The organism is Saccharopolyspora phatthalungensis, assembly GCF_014203395.1.
Classification (GTDB): domain Bacteria; phylum Actinomycetota; class Actinomycetes; order Mycobacteriales; family Pseudonocardiaceae; genus Saccharopolyspora; species Saccharopolyspora phatthalungensis.
The window spans coordinates 4,654,808-4,673,782 of the sequence record NZ_JACHIW010000001.1; the positions used below are offsets into that span (position 1 = coordinate 4,654,808).

Consider the following 18,975-nt stretch of genomic DNA (forward strand, 5'->3'; position numbering starts at 1 on the left):
TGTGGTCAGGAGGCGTTGGCGTCGAGCCGCTCGAGGAGACCGTCGAAGACCTTCACCCGGCCGACTTGGCCTTTGTTCTCGGCGTCGTCGCGTTGTTTTTCCAGGGTGGGGCGGAATTCGATGGTGGTGACGAAGAACGTGCAGGATTCACAGATCGACTCGAAATGGCAGTCCAGCTCGACAGGTCGGGCGCAGTAGCCATTGCCCAGCATGCGGCGGTGCATCTCCGCGCGGAGCTTGCGCATCTGGTTGCCTTCGGCATCGGCGGGCAGCTCCTTGGGCTGGTCATAGAGCGCTTCGACCTTCTCCGACACGGAGAAGTACTCATTGGCCACGGTGCGATTGGCGATGCGGGCATAAACAAGCGTCATCGAAAGTGTCTTGTGACCAAGCAGCGCGGCGAGGGCTTCCAGGGTCATGCCGCGGTTGATGGCTTGGGTGGCCAGAGTGTGCCGGAGTTGGTGCGGGCTGGCATGACCGATTCCGGCGCTGCGGGCGCATTCCGCCAGCCCCAGCCGGACTCGGCCCCGGCTGATGCGGCGCCCTCGGTCGACGAACAGATAGCTGGTACGCAAACCCTCAGGACGATCGGCCACCCACTGATCCAGGAGTTCCTTCAGCTGGGGGTGCAAGGGAATGTAGCGATCATTGTGCAGTTTCCCCAGCGGTACCCGCAACCAGTATCCGGCGCCGATCTGCACCACAGCGTCGGTGGTCAGGTCAAGGAACTCGCCGATGCGCAGCCCTGTGCGGGCAAGGAACTCCACGGACAGCCGGACGAAGAAGTCGGAGTGGTCACGGGCTGCCTGCAGCAGCTTCGCGGCGGCCGGATCGTCGATGAACCGCGGCAGCGGCTTGTCCTGGATCGGCAGGTCACCGGGTAGCACCAGCCATCCCCGGGGCGCGTCAGGATGCCCGGTTTCAGCGAGGTCATCGAACACTGCGCGCAGCATTGCCAGCCGGCGGTAGAAGGTGCGTTTGCTGACCGGGGCGTCCTTGCTATGCGCGGGAGTTGTGGCCAGATGCTGTTTGTAGGCTTCGATGTGCTCGCGCCGCAGATCGGCCACCCGGTGCGCGTCGGGTGCATGGCTGACGAGATATTCGGCGAACCCCAGCAGGGTCTGGCGTTCGCCGATCACGGTGCTTTCCGCCCGCACGGTCGCACGTTGATCGAGATACTGGGTGAGCGTCGCGGCCAGCCCGGGCGCCACAGCGTCCCAGCGGCGTTGGAAATCGCACCGTGCCGCCAGATTGCGCCTGCGCGGGAACTCCTCGACCTGGCCCAGGTGGAACAAGGTCGCCTGGACTTCGAAGAAGCTGGTGTTGAGCATGTTCGACATCACGACGTGGCCCTGCTCGCGCATCCGCTGCCACAACGCCAGCCGCGCCGATTCCATCTGCGACACGGTGATGTCCTGTGGAGCGACTCCGGCGATGACCGAGAGCCGGACCAGCGTCAGCCACTGCCGCGCTTCCCAGTCTCTGCCCGACGAGCGCATGGCGCTGTTGCCGAGCGTGGAAGCCATGCCGGCGAACCGGTCATGAAACTCTGAATTGAGGCGGGCGGCGAAACGCCCCACGCCGCTGAGGGTGAGCAGGTAGTCGATCACGTCGACTCCGGACAGCCTCTGCGTACACAGACACCACGTCACAACGTTGCGCATCTCAGCCGGCAATCGAATTTGCTCGTCGAGGCTGAGCTGGAGCCATCCCGCCGGAGTATCGAAACGCCGGCAGAACGTGCGCGCCCTGTTGGTGAGCTTCCGTGCGTCGGCACGGAATCCGGCGACGCTCACATCGGCCACGAACCGCGACACGAACAGCCGATGGCGCGTGTCCAATTCGCGGTGATAGACGCTACCGGCAGGACGCTCGCCCATCGATGCTGCCGTGCTGTCGGGACCGGGTTGGCGGTACTGACGGCCCATGCGATCATCTCCGCCCACGGAGAGGGACCACCCGGGCGAGTGCCTGCCCGGTTGGAGGATAGAGTTCCGCGTCGATGGTGTTCATCGCCGTCGAGTACTGCTCGGCCAGCCAGTCGTTGGTCAGATGCAGATACATGCGAGTTGATTCGATGCAGGCGTGCCCGGCCTGAGCTTGAATCGCCTCCAGCGGCATGCCCGCCTCCCGCAACCTCGTGAAGCACGTGTGCCGGAGCTGGTGGCAGGTCAGCTTCCGCAAACCCGCACGGCGGCAGGCATTTTCGACGATCTCGTCCAGCCCCTCCGCGCTCAGCGGACCGCCACGACGGGGCCGCTTCAGCGCCACGAACAAATGGTCCGTGCTGATCTCGGTCGGCCGTTCCTGCGTGAGGTAGTCGCCGAGTTCAGCGAAAAACCTCGACGAGATCGGTACATAACGCTGCGCTCCACCCTTGCCGTCGGAGATAAACAGCCGCCGTGATCCGGGATCGACATCCTCCGGCCTCAGCCCCAGCACTTCGCAGCGCCGCAGACCGCCCAGCAGCATGGCCAACGCCATCGCCCGATCCCGCCGAGTGCGCAACGCCCCGAGAAACGCATCCACCTCCTGAGGAGTCAGGATCCTCGGCAGTGTCCGTGGAGTGCGGATCAACGCCCCACCACGGCGAGTGCGGGATGATCCTGGGCGACGCGTGGCCAGACCGCACGGCACCGGATTCGCGTGAACACCCGCGTCACCGAGCGCTACCAGATAGCCAAACAGACCGGAAACACTCGACAATCGGCGCTTGATCGTCCGCGCAGACAGGCCCTTCTCGCCATCGTCCAACCGCACGACCCGCCCGCCGTGGCGAGGGGCTCGCTGGGCGGTGATGAACGCGTACACATCCGCAGTGGTTACCTCGACCGGATCCTTGCTGATCTCGGTGAAGAACACCTTCAAATCGAACGCCACGGCCAACAGCGTGTTCGGCCGAGCCCGCGCCCTCACGAACTCCAGATAACGGTCCACCTCGCGATGGCCGAGCCGAACCGCGTGAGCCGTCCCATCAGGGTTCAGCTCCCGCTCCATCACCGGCACCCACGCCATCAGCGCACCACCATGACTCCGCAGCATCACCCCGCCCCAGCAGGGTTACGGGAAGACACGCCGACCCGACCGAGCAATACGCCCCTGCCGGGAAACATCAACAAACGGCCGAACTCCTGGGGCCGTAGGCCGCGCCATCACCCGCATATCCACACGCGCTGGAGAAGGTGGTCGCCGACGGCTACGCCCTCAAGACCCAGAACTCGCCCAAGCGTTTCGCCGCCAAGCTCGACGAGCCCGGCACCTAATGATCTTTCGGTATTTGAGTGATCTTGGTTCATAGGGAAAGGCCGGTATGGTCGAGAAACGCGAAGCACAGCTGGTAGCTGTTGCCGATGCGTTCGAGTCCGGTCTCCGCTGCGGTGTGGGCTTCGTCGATGGTGTCGGGGCAGAGGTTGGCGAGTTCGGTTGCCTTGACGTTGCCCCAGATCTGTTCGACGGGGTTGAGGTCGGGGGCGTAGGCGGGCAGCGGTTCGACGTGCAGCCAGCGTCGCTGGGTGGCCAGCCAGGCTTTCATGGCATTGGAGCGGTGAGCGGGCAGGCCGTCCCAGATCAGCGTGACCGGGTCTCCGCCAAAGTGATGGTGCAGGTCGGTGAGGAACTCGATCAGCGAGGAGGTGTCGTAGGCGCCGTGTTCGGCCTGGAACACCAACGTCGCCTGGCTGCCATCGGGCCGGTAGGCCAGCGCGGCCGACATCGACATCCGCTTCCAGGAGAACCGGTGCCGCAGCACCGGAGTCTGTCCCTTGGGCGCCCAGGTGGCTCTTACCGCTGGAAGCAGGGAGAATCCGCTTTCGTCTTGGAAGCAGATCCAGGCACCTCGGCGCCGGGCGCTTTTTTTATCCGCGGCCAGTCGGTTTTGATCCATTCCTCGATCGCGGCATCATCACGCTCGGTCGCGCGCCGGGCCGGGCGCTGGCGGCTCCAGCCCAGTCGCTCGCGCAGGATTGTCCAGGTCTGCGTCTGTGAGTACCGGACCCCGGTCACCCGCTCGATCACCTCGCTCACTCGCGCCAGGGTCCACATCTCGGTCGCGAACCCGTGGGCACGCGGGCCTTTGATCAACTCCGTTTCGACCTCGGCCAGTTGCTCATCGGAGAGCTTGGGCATCCGCCCGGCACGACCGGCACCCTCCAGTGCCGCCCGGCCTCCGTCCTGCCACATCTGGTACCACCGCGACGCCGTCTGCGCCGAGACCCCCAACGCCGAGGCCACATCGACCTGGCGCTTTCCGCGACGAAACATCTCCGCCGCACGCATCCGGCGCTCACGCAACCCGTCGAAATCCCGTCCAGCGGCTACACGTTTGCTCTCACGGGCCTGGCCGCCCGTCGACTGTGAAGACTTCGGCACACCACGATTGTCCCACCAGGCAACACAAAACAAGCGCAACGACTCACCCTATTAACAAAAGATCATTGATATAGCGGGATTTGGCCAGCTTTGGGGTCCAGCCACGGGCCTCGGTGTCGGTCGGTGTCGAGGCATTGGGCGTAGTGCAGGAGCTTCCGTCTTGGTGTGGAATCCGGACACTGACCCGATGGATCCGTCCGGTCTCGAGTACCGGACCCGCAAGCGCTTGCCCTGTTTTTTCGATGTGAGCCATGACCCCACGTACCCGATTGGCCACTCCAGAGAGCGGGCCACCACACTTGTTGTGGTTTTCCTGCTTGCGGTGCCGAGGGCGTCGGCGAGGCCGTTCAGGCCGAGGACGCTGGACCTTCGAAAGCCGTCCCTCAACGCCTTCACTTTCGACGGATGACCTTCGGATGAAACTGAACACCAACAGGTCCAGTTGCATCGTCGAGGTGGAGCCCTGCGGAAGCTTCGTTCCTGATACAGACTCAGGCCGGACTCTCCTTACTTAGAGGCTCCGGCAGTAGGCGGGGAAGCTGATCTTTGGCTGGGGCTGCCAACAGGGACGGGCATGGCCGCAGGTGATCATGAAGTTGCTGACGCTTCGTGATCACAAGGAACGACCATGCCCGTGCTCCCATCCTCTCTCATCGAACCGATCTGGGTCCAATTCGCCGCGTTGCTGCCGGAGAAACCGACCTTCGACGCCCGCCATCCATTGGGTTGTCACCGCAAGCGCATCCCCAACCGAGTCGTCTTCGAGCACGTCATCGACGCCTTGGTGCATGGCTCCGGCTACGAGCGCATCGCCACCAGCCGGTGTTCGGACCGCACGATCCGACGCAGGCTCATCGAGTGGGCCGAACTGGAGATCGCCACCAAGCTCCACGCACTGTGCCTGGCCGCGTTCGACAAGATGATCGGCCTGCAGTTGGGGGAGATCTCCGCCGATGGATGCATCACCAAAGCACCGTGCGGCGGCGAGAAAGCCGGTCCCTCTCCGGTGGACCGCCGCAAAGGCGGACTGAAACGCTCCGCAGCCACCGAAGGCACCGGCGTACCCCTGGGAATCGTGTCCGCGGGCGCGAACCGGCACGACTCGCCACTGCTGGAACCCACGCTGGCCCAGACCCGCCAGCAGGTCGCCGACCTACCCGGCGGTGGCCTGCCTGCCGACGCCAGGGTGCACCTCGACAGTGCTTATGACAGCGGCAAGACCCGGGATCTGCTCAGCGAGCACGCCTTGACCGGTGTCATCGCCCGCAAAGGCGTTGCCGCTCCGATCCAGGCCGGCAGAAGGTGGGTGGTCGAACGCACCCACTCGTGGATGAACAACTTCGGCAAACTGCTGCGCTGTACCGACCGCAACGGCGACATCGTCGACTTCTACCTCTACCTCGCCGCCGCGATCGTTACCGTCCGTCAACTCATCCAACGCGCCAGGCCCCTCTACCGCTGGGACACCCGCCCCACCACACGACGCCTCAAATGATCCAAATGCCGGAGCCACTTAGTCCAACTGTTGTTCGGGTACGCTCGCTTGGTCGAGCATTGTGTAGAAGTCGGCGATCGTGCCATGGCGCGCTGCTGCGGACGTGGTGGCGAAGATCAGCCGTTGTGCCGCGCGGGACAGTCCGACGAAGAACGCCGAGGCTGATTCGTCCGGGTCGCGTTCGTGTGCCCACCAATTGCTCGTCGTCGAGTCGGAGGAAGAAAACGGTGTGGTACTCGAGCCCTTTGCTGCGGTGGACGGTCAGCAACGAGACGGCGTCGGCGGATTCGAAGTCGTCGAAGACCTGTGCCCAGTCGGGGGCGCTTTGGGTAACCTCGGTCAGTCGGGCGGTGACGGAGCCGGCTATGGCGTCAAGGTCCTCGCCGTGTCGTGCGGAGGCGGTGTATCGACGCCGATCGGCTGGGCCACAATGCTCGAGAACGACGGCTACGACATCGTTGGGGTCGGTTTCGGTCGGGGTGCGCGCGTTGAGCCACGTTGGCAGTTTCCGTGTGGTGTGGTCAGTTCGTCGCTGACACTGCGGGCAGAATCCTCGTCCGGGTCGAGACCCCGGAGTGCGATTAGCACGGTCGATACCTCGTTCCAAACCGTGGTGAGGCCATGAGGTTCGGCCGCCAGGCGCAGCATGCCGAGGAGCAGGCGAGCTACGTCGTTTTTGAGCAGGCTCTGGAGTTTCATGCCGCCGACTTGGGCGGTGTCGTTGCGGAGGCGCATGCCGTGGTGGGCCAAACGGTGCCGGAACCGTTCCTCGAAGTCGGCGACTTTCTGGCGTGCGAGGAGAGCGAAATTGGCGGGGCGCGGTGGGAGTTCGCGATGTCCTGGGCGATCCAGGCCGCGAATCGGTCGGCCTCGCGAGCGGTGTCGGGAAAACGCCACAGTCCGACCGGTTCGTGGCCTTCCTCGGCCAAGGCTTTCGACTCGGCCCGGACGGAGGAGCGGTCGAGCCGGGTGGCGATGACGTGGTGGAGCGCGACCAAGGGCGGCGACGAGCGGAAGTTCCACTTCAGAGGGTGCGGGCTCGCGTCGAAGGAGCTGATGAATTTCGCGAAGGCAGTAGGTGATCCGCAGCGCGCGGCGAAGTTGGGGGACCACGCGCACCAGCCGTTCGGCCAGGCGGTTGAGCATCACGAAGTCGAGGCGTTGCGGCGTGGTGTTCAGGTAAAGCTCCTGCAACCACCGCCACGCGGCGACGACCTTCGGGTCCCCGGAGGGGGTGCTCGGCGTTACGAGCGGGAGGTCCCAAACTCCGACGAAAGGCCGTTCTGGTTGCGCCATAAGCGGTGGACGCCGGGTTGTTGATGAAGGTCGTTTGCGGGCGCGGCTTCCAGGACTCGATCTCGTACGAGCCGGTCAGCGCCCCGGTCGCGACGATGCCCTTGTGAACTTGTCGAAGGTCATCGACACGAAGCGCTCGGCGTGTTCGGGGATGCGGTCGCGGCCCCTGCATTCGAGGTTGGCGGCGGCGTCGCGTTTGAACGAGATGGCGAGAATCCGCCGTGGTGCTGGGCACGCGCCGGTCTGCAGCAGGTATGCGACCTTCTGTGCGAGAAATTCGGTCTTACCCGCGCCAGGACCGGCGATGGCCGCCGTGCACCCGGTTGCGGGCAACGCGTCTCGCGCAGCGGGTTCGAGTTGGTCGATTCCGACCGGGTGCCAGCCGTTTAGCGGGTCTTTCTCGCTGATCACAGTCCCATCTTCGTCCGGACGTGGTCGATGAGGTCGGTGATCACGGACGGCCCGGTTTTCAGGTCCTCGGCCTCCATCCGCGAGAACGCTTTGAGGTGTGTGCTGGGCCTGGACCGCGAAATGATCAGGTACCGATACCAGCGGAGCTCATCCTGACGCTGTGGATCCGTGGGATCCCAGTAATCGTCATGAGGGCGCGCACCCCCCAAGACGGCCTCGCCGCATCTGTTTTCTGAGGCCCGTTCCGTCCGGGTCCAGTTCGGTGTAGGCGTTCCAGAAGTGGATCAGCATTGCGTGGTCGAGGTCCAGCGGGCCGGTGAAGAACACACCAAAGCGGTGCAAGTGCCGCGTGATCGTCGTGATCTGTTCAGCTGTGAGCTGGTCGGTGAGGTCGTCGATTCCGCGGATGCCGTCGAGGTCGGCGAAGACGTCGTCATTGAGGATCTCGGCCAATCGCCTGCATGCGTCTCGTAATCGGCCTGGGCCTCCGCCGGTGCGACCTTTTTGAAGACGTAGTCGGAGAACTTCCGGATGTCGACGGATGCTTGGCCCTGCGTGGTGCTCGGTGAGCCCGACTTCCCGATGTTGGTGGCCTCTGACTATGCGACGTTGGGGTAGGGGGTGTTGTTGATGGCCGTAGCCAGCGTGGCGCTGGCTTCGATGGCGGCCACGGTGGTGACCGCGCCGGCGATTGTTCTGCTCTTGACACACCCACGCTCGCAACGTCTCCGCGGAGCAACCCCGAGTAAGCTCCGCCGCCGTTATCGTGGCTTACTTCGACTTATGCCCTCCACGAACGCCCGGCAACCATCCTCACCGCCTGCTGGGCGCAACCAACTCAGCAGAATACACCGCAACACATTTTCAGACATGACCGCATCAGCCACAGACACTGACGTCCCTGCTCAACGCTGCCGTGTTGCCAATCCAACTGGGTTTCTGGCACACTCCACCAACCGGTTGGTGGAGGAAGGAGTGGCGTTGGAGCTAGTTGACCGGCGGACGGCGATCGTCCGGGCTGCGTTTAATCAAGTGGCGACGGTGGGGCTCGGGGGGTTGCGGCTACGGCGGATCGCCGAGGACGTCGGCATCGATCATTCGACGCTGCACCATCATTTTCCGGGTAAGAAGGACATCATCGCGGCGGTCGCCGAGTACGCGATCGGCCAGTTCGGATCGCGACTCCCCGAGGGCCCTGATCCCGCAGAGTCCTTGCGGGCGTATCTGAGGTATGTGCGTAAGCTGCTGACGGAATCGCCGGAGGTGTTCGTCGTGACCGTCGAACTCGACCTGCATGCCCGCCGGGACCCGGAGATCCGGACCGTGATGGAGCACCACGAGGCCAACTGGCGGCAGTCGTTAGGCGAGTTGTTTACCGGGGATGACGCACAGGACGTGTGGCCACCTCGAATTGAGGCACAGGCTGCGGTGGAACTGGTGATCGCCGTCGTCAAAGGCGTTCAGCTAACACCCGATGTAGCCGGAACCGTATTCGCGCAACTGGACGCGGCGCTGACGAAATAGCTCACAAGGCAAAGAACAAAAGTATTTTTGTATGATAGACCGACGTTTCACTCCGAAGTCAATGCCGGAACGGATATACCTCGACATAATGGCGCACCATCGTCCACGCGCCGAAGAACTCGACTACTCCACACTGCTGATCCCGACGGCGCGAGCCACTCATCCGCGCGAGAATCTCTGGATAAGCTAGGCGGCGGCCGACACGCCGGTGGTTACCCCAACTCAGGAAACAAACACTACAAATCTCCTACAGCTATCATGAGGTAACGCATGAAATCACGCGCCGTTTCGTCCACAAACTCGCACCATGAACCCCAAACAGGTCCTCTGGTCGGCAAGAGCGCCGGGATTGCACTGCTGGTTGTGCTGTCTGCGTCATTCATGGACATGCTGGACGCCAACATCGTTACAGTCGCGGCACCCGCCATGGCGGGCGAGCTCCACGCGAGTCAGGCTCAGCTGCAGTGGGTACTGACTGCTTACGTCCTCGCGCTGGGGTCTGGTCTCATCACCGGCGGGCGGGTCGGTGATGACTATGGCCGACGCCGGGTGTTCCTGGCTAGCCTGGCTGTCTTCGCTATCGCCTCGGCGGCATGCGCTATGGCAACCGGTCCCGAGATGTTGATCGGCACCCGCGTCCTGCAAGGCTTGGCCAGTGGCCTGATGGTCCCGCAGGTGTTCGGAATTATCCGGTCCGCGCTTGACCCAGCGAGAATGGCCAAGGCTTTCGGGGCGTTTGGGGCCGTCACGGGCCTGGCTACCGTCGCCGGACCGCTGCTGGGCGGGTTTCTCGTCGACGCCGACGTGCTCGGGTTTGGCTGGCGGATGATCTTCTGGGTGAATGTCCCGATCGCGGCTGTTGCCATCGCGCTCGGTTTTCGGGTGGTGCCGGAGTCGACCAGCGAAAGCCGTGCCACACTGGATGTAGTGGGTGCGGCGCTTTCGACCCTTGCCGTGTTCCTGGTGCTGCTGCCCTTGGTCCAAGGCCGTGACTGGGGCTGGCCGTGGTGGGGCTTCGCGATTATGACCATTGGGGTACTGCTGTTGGGCGGGTTCTTCGTTTATGAACGGTCGGTGACACGCCGTGGTGGACAGCCCGTACTGGACCCGGCACTGCTGAGCGTTCGCAGTTTCAGTGCAGGATTGCTGGTCTCGGTATTCTTCTATGGCGCCATCGGCGCATTTTTCCTGGCCATGTCGATCTATCTACAGTCCGGCACAGGACGCACGGCCTGGCAAACGGGCCTGGTGATTTTTCCCTACGCGGTCGGATCTATCGTCACCTCTGGACTCGGCACGACACTTGCGGCCAAAGCTGGCCGAGCCCTACTGATCAGCGGATCGTTGATCCTCGCCGTATCGCAGGCCCTGTTGTGGGTCATCGTCAGCGACAGTCAAAATCCCGGTTACTGGATGCTGGCCTCGGTACTGTTTATCGGAGGCCTCGGGCTCGGCTTGGCGTCGCCAATTCTGGTTAATGTCGTGCTCGCCGGCCTACCGAGCAAAGATGCCAGCTCGGCTGGCGGTGTGCTCTCAACTGTGAACCAGATCGGCAGCGCGGCTGGCATTGCCGTCCTTGGCACCATCTTCTTCGTAATCCTAGACGCCCCTGCTAGTAGTGCGTCACGGATGCAAGTCTACGGTAACGCCTTCTCGACTATTCTCCTCGTCGAGATCGCGCTCTATGTCATCACCGCCGCGCTCATGCTGCTGCTTCCAGGCAGGGCCGCCTCTTCCGAAATGTGACATGTCCCAATCAGCAGCCCGATGTCGACGTTGTTGGGCACCCCTCGAGGTATGACCGTCGTGTCAACGCCGGTCGAAGTATTCAGCCGGAAGCGACACGTCGACCACCAGCGGCGATCATTACCGGCGTACAGGAGGTCATTCGCTCCAGGTCGCGTAGGTGATTCACGGTGCGCCGGACCGGTGTCAGTTGCTGCGCGAGCTTGGTCGAGAACATCCGATCTCGTCCACTTCTGCCTGGTTCCATCCAATGTTTCCCGATTCCTGTACCCGGCTCAAACCCCTGGGCAGTCAACGTATCGAGACTGTTCGCCCTCCAAGCTGCGGTAGAGACCGTGCGCACCGCAGCCTGGAAGGTCGAACGTGCCCACGTGAAACATGCTGGTGACGGACAGGCAGCCACCTGGAATCTATCGGCCTTCTGGGATTACACGAATCGATAGTAAGGCTGGCGGGGACTTTGATCACGACGGTATTTTGTGGTATGGGCATGGCGGAAGACGTTGAGGCGTCACGGGCGGCGAAGTTTGAAGCGTTGCGGCCTCATCTGGACGAGCGTCAGCGGCGTTTGACGCTGTCGGCGGCGGTCAGAGAGTCGATCCCGCCCCGTGGACCGCGGCCGGCATTGCTCGTGCCGGTACAACCGGATGTGCGGGGTGATCCCATATCGTCGTTGCGTGGACGACCAAGTCGACCAGCACACTCGCTGCGGAGCTCACCGCCCAGGGGCATCCAGTATCCCGCGGATACGGTCACGGATATGGTGTGGCAGGAGGGTTACGTCCTGTAATCGTTGAGGTAACGAAACTGCGCGTCACGGTCCGGATTCTGCTTTTCCTCCAAGGTTTTAACATTGCTCAGTCGCCCCTGTCGAACATTGCCATGACCTCGGTGGCGAACAGGCGCATGGTGCGTGCCGACTCCTCGATCGGCAGGTTTCCGGACGTGACCTGGAGGCTCAGCGTGGCGTCGCCATACCAGTCACGGATCTGTGCCACCTGCCGGCGCACCTGCTCCGGGCTGCCTGCGAGGATCTTCGTGTCCCGTAGCGCTTGTTCGAAATCGCTCGAGGTCACCTGCTGGGCCAGCCGCTCGTAGCCGGGGTACTGCGCGCTGCTGGTGTGAGCCCACGCGGACACGGCCTCGGCCAGTTTCGAGGTGTAGTTCTCGTGCGACATCCGCCCACCGCGCCGCGCCTCGGCTTCGGCGGCGGCCAGGTAGCAGGTGTAGCTAAGTTGAACGTGCTCGGTACCGGGTGCGTGACCGGCGTCGACCCATGCCTTCCGATACAGCGCCAGCATGTCCTGGACCCGTTCCCGATGGCTGATCGACGGGACGAGCTGGAGGTTGTGGCCAGCTCTGCCTGCTGCCTCACAGGAGTCCGAGCTAGCCGCTGCGGCGACCATGACCGGGGGATGTGGGCGTTGGCATGGCCTCGGCAACATCGTGACCGGGCCGAAGCGGTAGAACTCGCCGTCCCACACGGCGTCTTCCTGCGTCCACAGCAGCTTGCACGCCTCCACACCCTCGCTGAAGCGACGCCGACTCTCCTCAATCGGCACGCCGAATGCCTCGAACTCGTCGGGCAGGAACGCGCGGCCGAAGCCGGCGTCCAGTCGGCCACCCGAGATGTTGTCCAGCATGGCCAGCTTGCCGGCTAACTTGATGGGATGCGTGAAGGCCGGAATGGCGGCTCCGGTGACAAGGCGGACGCGGTTCGTTCGAGCGGCCGCGGCAGCCAGGAAGGTCACGGGATCAGGGCTGTAGCCGCCGTAAGGGTGAAAGTAGTGCTCCACCGTCTTGACGTGGTGGAAGCCGAGTTCCTCGGCTAGCACGGTGAGGTCTAGGCACTCCTCGTAGTACTGGTACGCGCTCTTCTCGGTGGGGCTGACCGTAGGAAAGAAACTGATGCCGAACCGCATGCCACTCCCAGACTGATCGCTAACGTGGGTCGTGCCGACCAGGGTCGTCGGGCCCGCTCGATGCGTGTTTGAGATCGACTGGAGTGGGCGAGGAATGATCGACCCGGAAAGGGGGCGGTGCGCGATGACGCCCTCACCAGCAAAGCAACGTCATCGGGTGCCGAGCACTCGCGAGCCAGACGCGGCCGTCGTCTTCCCGGCGATCGCGAGCCGCCAGCACTATCCGTCCCCGCAGCACTTTGGCGATGTTCAGCACAGCCCCGACAGGTGGTGCGACTTGGTTGCGATCAGCTGGCTTTGGCAGGCTCTGATGCCGGATCGCTACGGCACAGGACGCGCCCGATGTCGGCGGCGGGTGAAAACTGGATCTGTCCCACTTTCCGTGAATCTGGCCTGGGGCTCAGTCGCTGAGCAGGATGCGCTTGCGGAGCAGGTCGGCCTTGGCTCGGCCGAACATCTGCCTTTTGATCATTTTTATGCGGTTGACGTGGCCTTCGACCGGGCCGCTGTTGTAGGGCAGGGTTAGTCCGGCGGTGACGGCGTCCTGGTCGCGTCGGAGGCCGACGACGAAGGAGTGCAAGCCGGGTTGGTCGTCGGCGTCGACGGCGGCCATCCATTCCTCCAGTTCGTGGCCGCGGAGGCCGCACATCATGGTGGCGAAGGCACGGACATGACCAGCAAGCGCGGCGAGTTGTGAGCTGGTGGCGAGAATGGCGTCGAGCCGGCGTTGGTCTTCTTCGTCCATGTTGGACGGATCGCTCATGATCCAACCCACGACCCGCCGCACTGAAGGCGGCTTTGGGGGCGGTTCGGGAGTGCGGCCTGCGGCGCGGAACGGGCGCAGGTACTCGCGCACGATCTTCTGGCCACCGCGGTAGCCGCGTGCCTTGATCTCAGCGAACAGGGCAGCGGCATTGGTGCACCCGTCGCCCCAGCGTTGGTGCAGGTAGGGCTTGAATTCCTCCAACAGGCTCGGTCGTCGTCCGGTGCCGTTACGGGTCAGCAGTTCCCCTACCGTTTCGGCGCGGGTGAATCGGCGCACGGTCCCGCGTGCCAGGCCAAGCCGGGCAGAGATTGCTCTGATGCCCACGCCTTCGGCCAGCAAGGCATGGATGGCGGTGTAGCGCTCCCGAGTTCGGGTCGCGATCCGATCCGTTCTGTCCTCGGGCTGGGCAGGCTGCACCGGCGCCGTGACCTGATCGTCTTGGCCGTGCTGGTGATCAGCGTCAGGATCGGGGCCGGACTCGGTGACCGTGTCCACCGCTGCACTCAGGCATTCCTGGTGTCGGGCGACGGTGCGCTCCACCGCGCCGGCAAGGTTGTTCCACACGTGCCACCTGTCGGCCACCTGCAGCGCATCAGGTGCGCCTTCGCGGGCGCCCTCGGCGTAGGCGCCGGCCCGGTCCCGGCAGACGATCTCCACACCAGGATGGGCATGTAACCACGCGGTCAGTGTCTCGGCGGTGCGGTCGGTGAGCACGTCGACCGGGCGGCTGGACTCGACATCGATCAGGATCGTGCCGTAGCGGTGGCCCCTGCGCAGAGCGAAGTCGTCCACGCCCAGCACCCGAGGAGTCGCGTATTCGGGGTCGGGCAGGGCACGAACCATACGCAGCAACGTCATCCGGCTGACCGCGGCGGCCAGGCGCTGGGTCAACCGGGCCCCGGCGCGACCACCCAACGCCAGCGCGACCGCACACAACACCCGCTCCAGCGCTGTGGTGCGCCGGGCGTAGCGAGCCGCCAACTCCGACACCGCTTCGGCGAAGGTCTTCTTGGAGCATTCGGGGTTATCGCAGAACAATCGACGGACTCGCAGCCGAATCAGTGCCTCCCGGCCGGAGATCGCGGTGTCAGACAACCGCCGTTCGTAGCGGCTGTGCACCCGATCGGACAGCGTTCCGCAGCCAGGACACGCCACACGGCCGGCCAGCGTGCTCGCCTCGATCCGCACCACCGGCCCCGCAGCATGCACATCGTCTATCCGTAACTGCGCCAGATGCGGAAACAGGACGCCAAGCACTCCAAGATCAGCACACCAAGCACATGATCAACTACCCGCCAGACGGGAAGCATCCGGGTCCATCACGGAAAGTGGGACAGATCCAAAATTCAGACGCCGTTGACACCCGACGGCCATGCGTTGGAAGCCAGTGAGTCAACGCCTTCGCTATCACGTTCAGTGACCGCTGGTCGGCTGCTGAAACCTGCTAACCGAACACGCCGAAACACCGTTCATAAGATAGACCTCTCTAGGAGATCGAAGGCCGTAGTAGCACGGGCGACCGCTACGGGGTAGGTGTCGTCAGCGCTGTGTCCCAACCGCATCTCCTGGGCGTTGTAGTAGGCGAGGATTCGATGTGTGCCGAAGACCTGTGCGGCCACAAGGCGTGCGATGAACTCGTCGCTCAGTCCGCCGGAGGTGAGCAGTTCGCCGGAGAGGTCTCGTTCTTGGTCGAGCATGTAGATGGTCAGGCGGGTCATCAGGGTCGGCGTGGAGTACAGCAGATTGTGAAACGTTATGGCTGGTGGGGAGTCGTTCAGGCCGGTGAGAACGTCTCGCTGAGTGAGCCGATCGAGAAAGCTCTGGCGCAAGGCCCGCAGGGCGCGCATGCCGGGCGGACGTTCCCGGACGACGAGCGCAGGACTTTTGTTGTCGTCGATGAATCGGCGGAGGACAAGGTCTTCCTTGGTCGGGAAATAGGCAAACAAGGTGGGCTTGGACACCTCGGCGGCTGCGGCGATGTCGACGACAGCGACGCCGTCGAACCCCGACTCTCGAAACAGAGCGAAGGCCGCCTCCATGATCGCCTCGCGGGTGCGGCGCTTCTTGCGCTCCCGCAATCCAAATTCCTCCATGACATCAGCCTAGTCAACCCTGATTTGGGCAACAACTTGCCTCGGTCGTATAATTAACCGGGTTAGGATTTCAACTTTCGATGTGAGGCCCGCCACGATCATGCCCCAAGCTGACCAGGACCCAGTAGAGCCAGGGATTCGCGCCGAACGCGACTACATGGACGCCTGCCGCGCAACGTTGGCCTGCATGCGCGAGGAGGTCAACACGATGCTGACCACGGGCGCGGGTGAGGGCGATGCCGTCGTGGACAAGTACTTCAACCACGCGTTGCGCCAGTTCCGCATTCAGGTGATCGAGGAGCTGTCCGACCTCGATGACGTGCCCCTGTTCTTCGGACGCCTGGAATACGCACCGGGAGAGGTCTACGACAGCGCTTCGGGCATAGTCCGTAAGAGTGGTTCTCACACGCGCGGGCTGGATAGTGATCGTGTCTATGTCGGACGTCGTGGTGTCCGCGACGACGACGGCGAGCCCATGGTCATCGACTGGCGTGCCCCGCTGGCGCGCGCTTTCTACGAGGCCAGCCACCAGGACCCTTTGGGAGTTCGGGTTCGCCGCCGGTACGGCTTTGACCACAACGGTGTGTTGACCGCTTATGAAGACGAACCGCTCGACCATCAGGTCGTATCCAGCAGCGGGAACGGCCTGTTGGCCGCGGAGATCGAGCGACCCCGCAAGGGCCCGATGCGCGACATCGTGGCCACGATCCAGCCCGAACAGATGAGCCTGGTGCGCGCTCCGCTGGAACGCACATTGTGCATTCAAGGCGCCCCCGGCACAGGAAAGACCGCAGTGGGCCTCCACCGTCTGGCGTTTCTGCTCTACTCCGAGCGGGAACGGTTACGGAAGGACGGCGGGGTTGCCGTCATCGGGCCCAACCACTCCTTCCTCTCATATATTCGTAACGTCCTGCCAGCGCTCGGCGAGGTAGAGGTCTCGCAGACCACCATCGATGAGCTAACCGGCTCGGGCATTACCGTCGAGCGTGCCGACGATCCGCGGGCCGCACGGGTCAAGGGCGATGCCCGGATGGCCGAGGTCATCCGACGCCACCTATGGTCACGGATCCAACCGCCTGGGGACACACTGGAGGTCAAGCATCAACACCGCACGTGGCGCCTGCCCCCCGACGAACTCGCCCAGAACCTCGACGCCGTGCTCAGCCGCGGAATCGACTACGCTGCCGGTCGCGAGCTGCTGACTCAGCGTCTGGCACATCTCGTACTGCGCCAGATGGAGCAGGCAGGGAATTCAGCCGCTCCCAGCACTCTGCATCAGCTTCGTCGCCACAAGGCAATCAACCGTGCCGTCCGGCAGATGTGGCCCACGGTCTATCCCGCCCGCCTGGTCTTCGATCTCCTTACCAACCAAGCTCACCTGGCCCGCGCCGCGGACGGAATTCTCTCCCCTGACGAGCAGCACGCCATCCTGCTCACGCCTCGCCCAAGCAGCGTGAAAGCAATGACCTGGACCAGCCTCGACTTGGCGCTCCTCGACGAGGTCACAACGCTGATCGAGCGCCCTGTGAAACTCGGCCATGTCGTAGTCGACGAAGCCCAAGACCTCAGCCCGATGCAGATCCGGGCGATCGCCCGACGCGTGGCAGGCTCCTGCACCATCCTCGGCGACCTGGCACAGGCCACCAGCCCCTCCGCCGTCCAAGACTGGACCGCAGTCCTCGACCACCTCGACAGACCGGACGGTCAGATCGAGGAACTGACTCGCGGCTACCGCGTACCAGCACAGGTCATCGACTACGCCGCCCGCCTCCTGCCACACATCGCGCCAGAACTACGCGGCCCTGCATCGTTTCGCCACTCCGCCGACGCCCTCCACATCACCCAAACCGCGCCCGAGAATACGATCGCGGCAACCATCACAACATGTGCCACTGCACTTGCCCGGGAAGGATCGGTCGGACTCATTGCCGCCGACAGCGACATTCCCGAACTCCATCGGGCCCTCTCCGACAGCGGGTTCCAGCACACCGTTCTGGGTACCAACGGCGCAAGCCCGCAGACAGAACGACTCACCCTCACGCCTGTCACTCTCACCAAGGGACTCGAGTTCGACACCGTCCTAGTCGTCGAACCGGCACGCATCGCCCAAGCGGAGCACCGTGGCCTCCAGCGCCTCTATGTCGCCCTCACCCGAGCCGTCAGCAACCTGCACATCATCCATGCCAGTCGCCTGCCGGAGCCACTAGCACAGGAACCCGCGATGACTCTTTAGTGTATGGCGCTGGAAGTTCGTTGGCGGTTCATCATCTGCCGCGGGCAGGTCACGCAGGCGTTGCCGGGCCGAGCACGCAGCGTCGAGCCGGTCGGCACAGCGGGCACCGAGATGCCGCAGACTGGCAAACCCCGCCTTGGCGGCGATCGGCCCGACCCAGTCCAGGAGCTCGTCGTTGGTCTCCCACGTGTCCCTGCTGGACATGTGCCCCAGCACCTGCGAATCGTGATCAGCGACCGCCTCCGCCTTGGACGAGGCCAAATCATGCGCGACCACCGCGAACTCACGATGCACGATCGACCGCAACCGAGCCAACCGCTCGTTCCGCCGACGATCAGGGGAGATGTTCACCTCGTTCGTCTGCATTGAGTAGCGGGCGAATGGTGGCTTGTGTCTGCGGGGGCTGCTGCTGGACGGGTGGCGCGATGCAGCCGATGGCCGAGCGGCTGGGGGTGGATCATCAGCGGTTGCAGCAGTTCATCACGCCCTCGACCTGAAATTATGCGGTGGTGCGGCGGCGGTTGGCGGGCGCGGGCGGTGCAGGTGGTGTCCCCGGAGGCATTGGTGCTGGATGACACCGGGCATCTCAAGGACGGCAACGCCTCGCCGGGGAGGGCCCGGCAGTACACCGGCACGGCGGGCAAGGTCACCAACTGCCAGATCGCGGTGAGCGTGCACGCGGTCACCGATACCTGCTCGGCCGCGCTGAACTGGCGGCTGTTTCTCCCGCAGAGCTGGGACGATGAGTGCGCGATCGGCGCCGAGGCCGAACGCATCGCCGCCCGGCGGCGGCGCTGCGGCATCCCGAGGATCAGGGGTATCGCCCGAAATGGCGGCAGGCGTTGGAGATGCTCGACGAACTCGCCGGCTGGGGCAGACTCCGCCGGTGGTGGTCGGTGATGCCGGCTACGGCGACGACGCCACCTTCCGGTGCGAACTGGCCACGCGAGGACTGCCGTATGTGATGGCCGTCAAGCCGGCCACCACTGCCCATGGCGGGGATGCCGAGCCGGTCGTCGCGTCATATTCCGGCCGGAGACGCAGGCCCGCCCCGCTACCAGGACACGCCCGCCACGCTGCGGGATTCTCGTGCTCGCCGCCGGAGGTTGACGGCGCTCTGT

16 protein-coding genes and 2 pseudogenes are annotated in these 18,975 nt (G+C 64.1%); 8 read left to right on the forward strand and 10 right to left on the reverse strand.

Going from position 1 to position 18,975, the window contains the following annotated elements:
• Positions 1-5 precede the first annotated feature (5 nt).
• The 4 genes from BJ970_RS21410 to BJ970_RS21425 all read right to left on the reverse strand — a co-directional run bounded on the left by BJ970_RS21410 (position 6) and on the right by BJ970_RS21425 (position 4,368).
• Entirely contained in the window at positions 6-1,928 is a 1,923-nt protein-coding gene (locus BJ970_RS21410; RefSeq protein ID WP_246470947.1) for a tyrosine-type recombinase/integrase, read from the reverse strand.
• A gap of 4 nt (positions 1,929-1,932) precedes the next feature.
• Positions 1,933-3,042 carry a tyrosine-type recombinase/integrase gene (locus BJ970_RS21415; RefSeq protein ID WP_246470949.1) on the reverse strand — a complete coding sequence of 370 codons (1,110 nt, stop codon included), beginning with the start codon at positions 3,040-3,042 and terminating at the stop codon, positions 1,933-1,935.
• A gap of 250 nt (positions 3,043-3,292) precedes the next feature.
• A complete protein-coding gene (locus BJ970_RS21420) occupies positions 3,293-3,883 on the reverse strand; it encodes an IS630 family transposase (RefSeq protein ID WP_184727886.1) in 591 nt (196 codons plus the stop codon).
• Positions 3,781-4,368, reverse strand: coding sequence for a winged helix-turn-helix domain-containing protein (locus BJ970_RS21425; RefSeq protein WP_312864345.1), 588 nt, complete (start codon positions 4,366-4,368; stop codon positions 3,781-3,783). Before BJ970_RS21425 ends, BJ970_RS21420 begins: the two co-directional genes overlap by 103 nt.
• 628 nt (positions 4,369-4,996) lie before the next feature.
• Here BJ970_RS21425 and BJ970_RS21430 point away from each other — a divergent pair.
• From BJ970_RS21430 to BJ970_RS21440, 3 genes are all read left to right on the forward strand, one after another.
• Positions 4,997-5,863 (forward strand): IS5 family transposase, encoded by an 867-nt coding sequence (locus BJ970_RS21430; protein ID WP_184727887.1) that lies wholly within the window; start codon positions 4,997-4,999, stop codon positions 5,861-5,863.
• 103 nt (positions 5,864-5,966) lie between these two features.
• Complete coding sequence (locus BJ970_RS21435; RefSeq protein WP_184727888.1) at positions 5,967-6,488, forward strand: hypothetical protein; 522 nt, start codon at positions 5,967-5,969, stop codon at positions 6,486-6,488.
• Positions 6,485-7,183: a hypothetical protein gene (locus BJ970_RS21440; protein ID WP_184727889.1), complete on the forward strand. Its 699-nt coding sequence runs from the start codon at positions 6,485-6,487 to the stop codon at positions 7,181-7,183. Before BJ970_RS21435 ends, BJ970_RS21440 begins: the two co-directional genes overlap by 4 nt.
• A 51-nt stretch (positions 7,184-7,234) precedes the next feature.
• Here the strand turns inward: BJ970_RS21440 and BJ970_RS21445 are convergent, their stop codons facing one another.
• Together BJ970_RS21445 and BJ970_RS21450 are read right to left on the reverse strand one after the other, a co-directional pair.
• Positions 7,235-7,570, reverse strand: coding sequence for a UvrD-helicase domain-containing protein (locus tag BJ970_RS21445; protein ID WP_184727890.1), 336 nt, complete (start codon positions 7,568-7,570; stop codon positions 7,235-7,237).
• A 186-nt stretch (positions 7,571-7,756) separates the two neighbouring features.
• Entirely contained in the window at positions 7,757-8,023 is a 267-nt protein-coding gene (locus tag BJ970_RS21450; protein ID WP_184727891.1) for a hypothetical protein, read from the reverse strand.
• A 528-nt stretch (positions 8,024-8,551) separates the two neighbouring features.
• Between BJ970_RS21450 and BJ970_RS21455 the strand changes: the two genes are divergently transcribed.
• The 3 genes and pseudogenes from BJ970_RS21455 to BJ970_RS38045 form a co-directional block, all read left to right on the forward strand.
• Positions 8,552-9,094, forward strand: coding sequence for a TetR/AcrR family transcriptional regulator (locus BJ970_RS21455; protein WP_184727892.1), 543 nt, complete (start codon positions 8,552-8,554; stop codon positions 9,092-9,094).
• Between the two features lie 270 nt (positions 9,095-9,364).
• The gene (locus tag BJ970_RS21460) at positions 9,365-10,840 is read left to right on the forward strand and encodes an MFS transporter (RefSeq protein WP_184727893.1); all 1,476 of its coding nucleotides are present in this window, start codon (positions 9,365-9,367) and stop codon (positions 10,838-10,840) included.
• A 484-nt stretch (positions 10,841-11,324) separates the two neighbouring features.
• A pseudogene (locus BJ970_RS38045) lies at positions 11,325-11,627 on the forward strand (ISAzo13-like element transposase-related protein); the annotation flags it as partial.
• 70 nt (positions 11,628-11,697) lie between these two features.
• On the opposite strand, the gene BJ970_RS21465 reads toward BJ970_RS38045, so the two are convergent.
• The 3 genes from BJ970_RS21465 to BJ970_RS21475 all read right to left on the reverse strand — a co-directional run bounded on the left by BJ970_RS21465 (position 11,698) and on the right by BJ970_RS21475 (position 15,606).
• Positions 11,698-12,762: an LLM class flavin-dependent oxidoreductase gene (locus BJ970_RS21465; RefSeq protein ID WP_184727894.1), complete on the reverse strand. Its 1,065-nt coding sequence runs from the start codon at positions 12,760-12,762 to the stop codon at positions 11,698-11,700.
• 400 nt (positions 12,763-13,162) lie between these two features.
• Complete coding sequence (locus tag BJ970_RS21470; RefSeq protein WP_221467259.1) at positions 13,163-14,785, reverse strand: ISL3 family transposase; 1,623 nt, start codon at positions 14,783-14,785, stop codon at positions 13,163-13,165.
• Positions 14,786-14,997: 212 nt separating this feature from the next.
• Positions 14,998-15,606, reverse strand: coding sequence for a TetR/AcrR family transcriptional regulator (locus tag BJ970_RS21475; protein ID WP_312864346.1), 609 nt, complete (start codon positions 15,604-15,606; stop codon positions 14,998-15,000).
• Between the two features lie 115 nt (positions 15,607-15,721).
• On the opposite strand from BJ970_RS21475, the gene BJ970_RS21480 reads away from it, so the two are divergent.
• The gene (locus BJ970_RS21480) at positions 15,722-17,854 is read left to right on the forward strand and encodes a helicase domain-containing protein (protein WP_184727896.1); all 2,133 of its coding nucleotides are present in this window, start codon (positions 15,722-15,724) and stop codon (positions 17,852-17,854) included.
• Here the strand turns inward: BJ970_RS21480 and BJ970_RS21485 are convergent.
• Positions 17,825-18,220, reverse strand: coding sequence for a hypothetical protein (locus BJ970_RS21485; protein ID WP_184727897.1), 396 nt, complete (start codon positions 18,218-18,220; stop codon positions 17,825-17,827). The genes BJ970_RS21480 and BJ970_RS21485 overlap by 30 nt on opposite strands.
• Here BJ970_RS21485 and BJ970_RS40350 point away from each other — a divergent pair.
• A pseudogene (locus tag BJ970_RS40350) lies at positions 18,198-18,939 on the forward strand (IS701 family transposase); the annotation flags it as partial. The gene BJ970_RS21485 and the pseudogene BJ970_RS40350 sit on opposite strands and share 23 nt — an antisense overlap.
• Between the last annotated feature and the right edge of the window lie 36 nt (positions 18,940-18,975).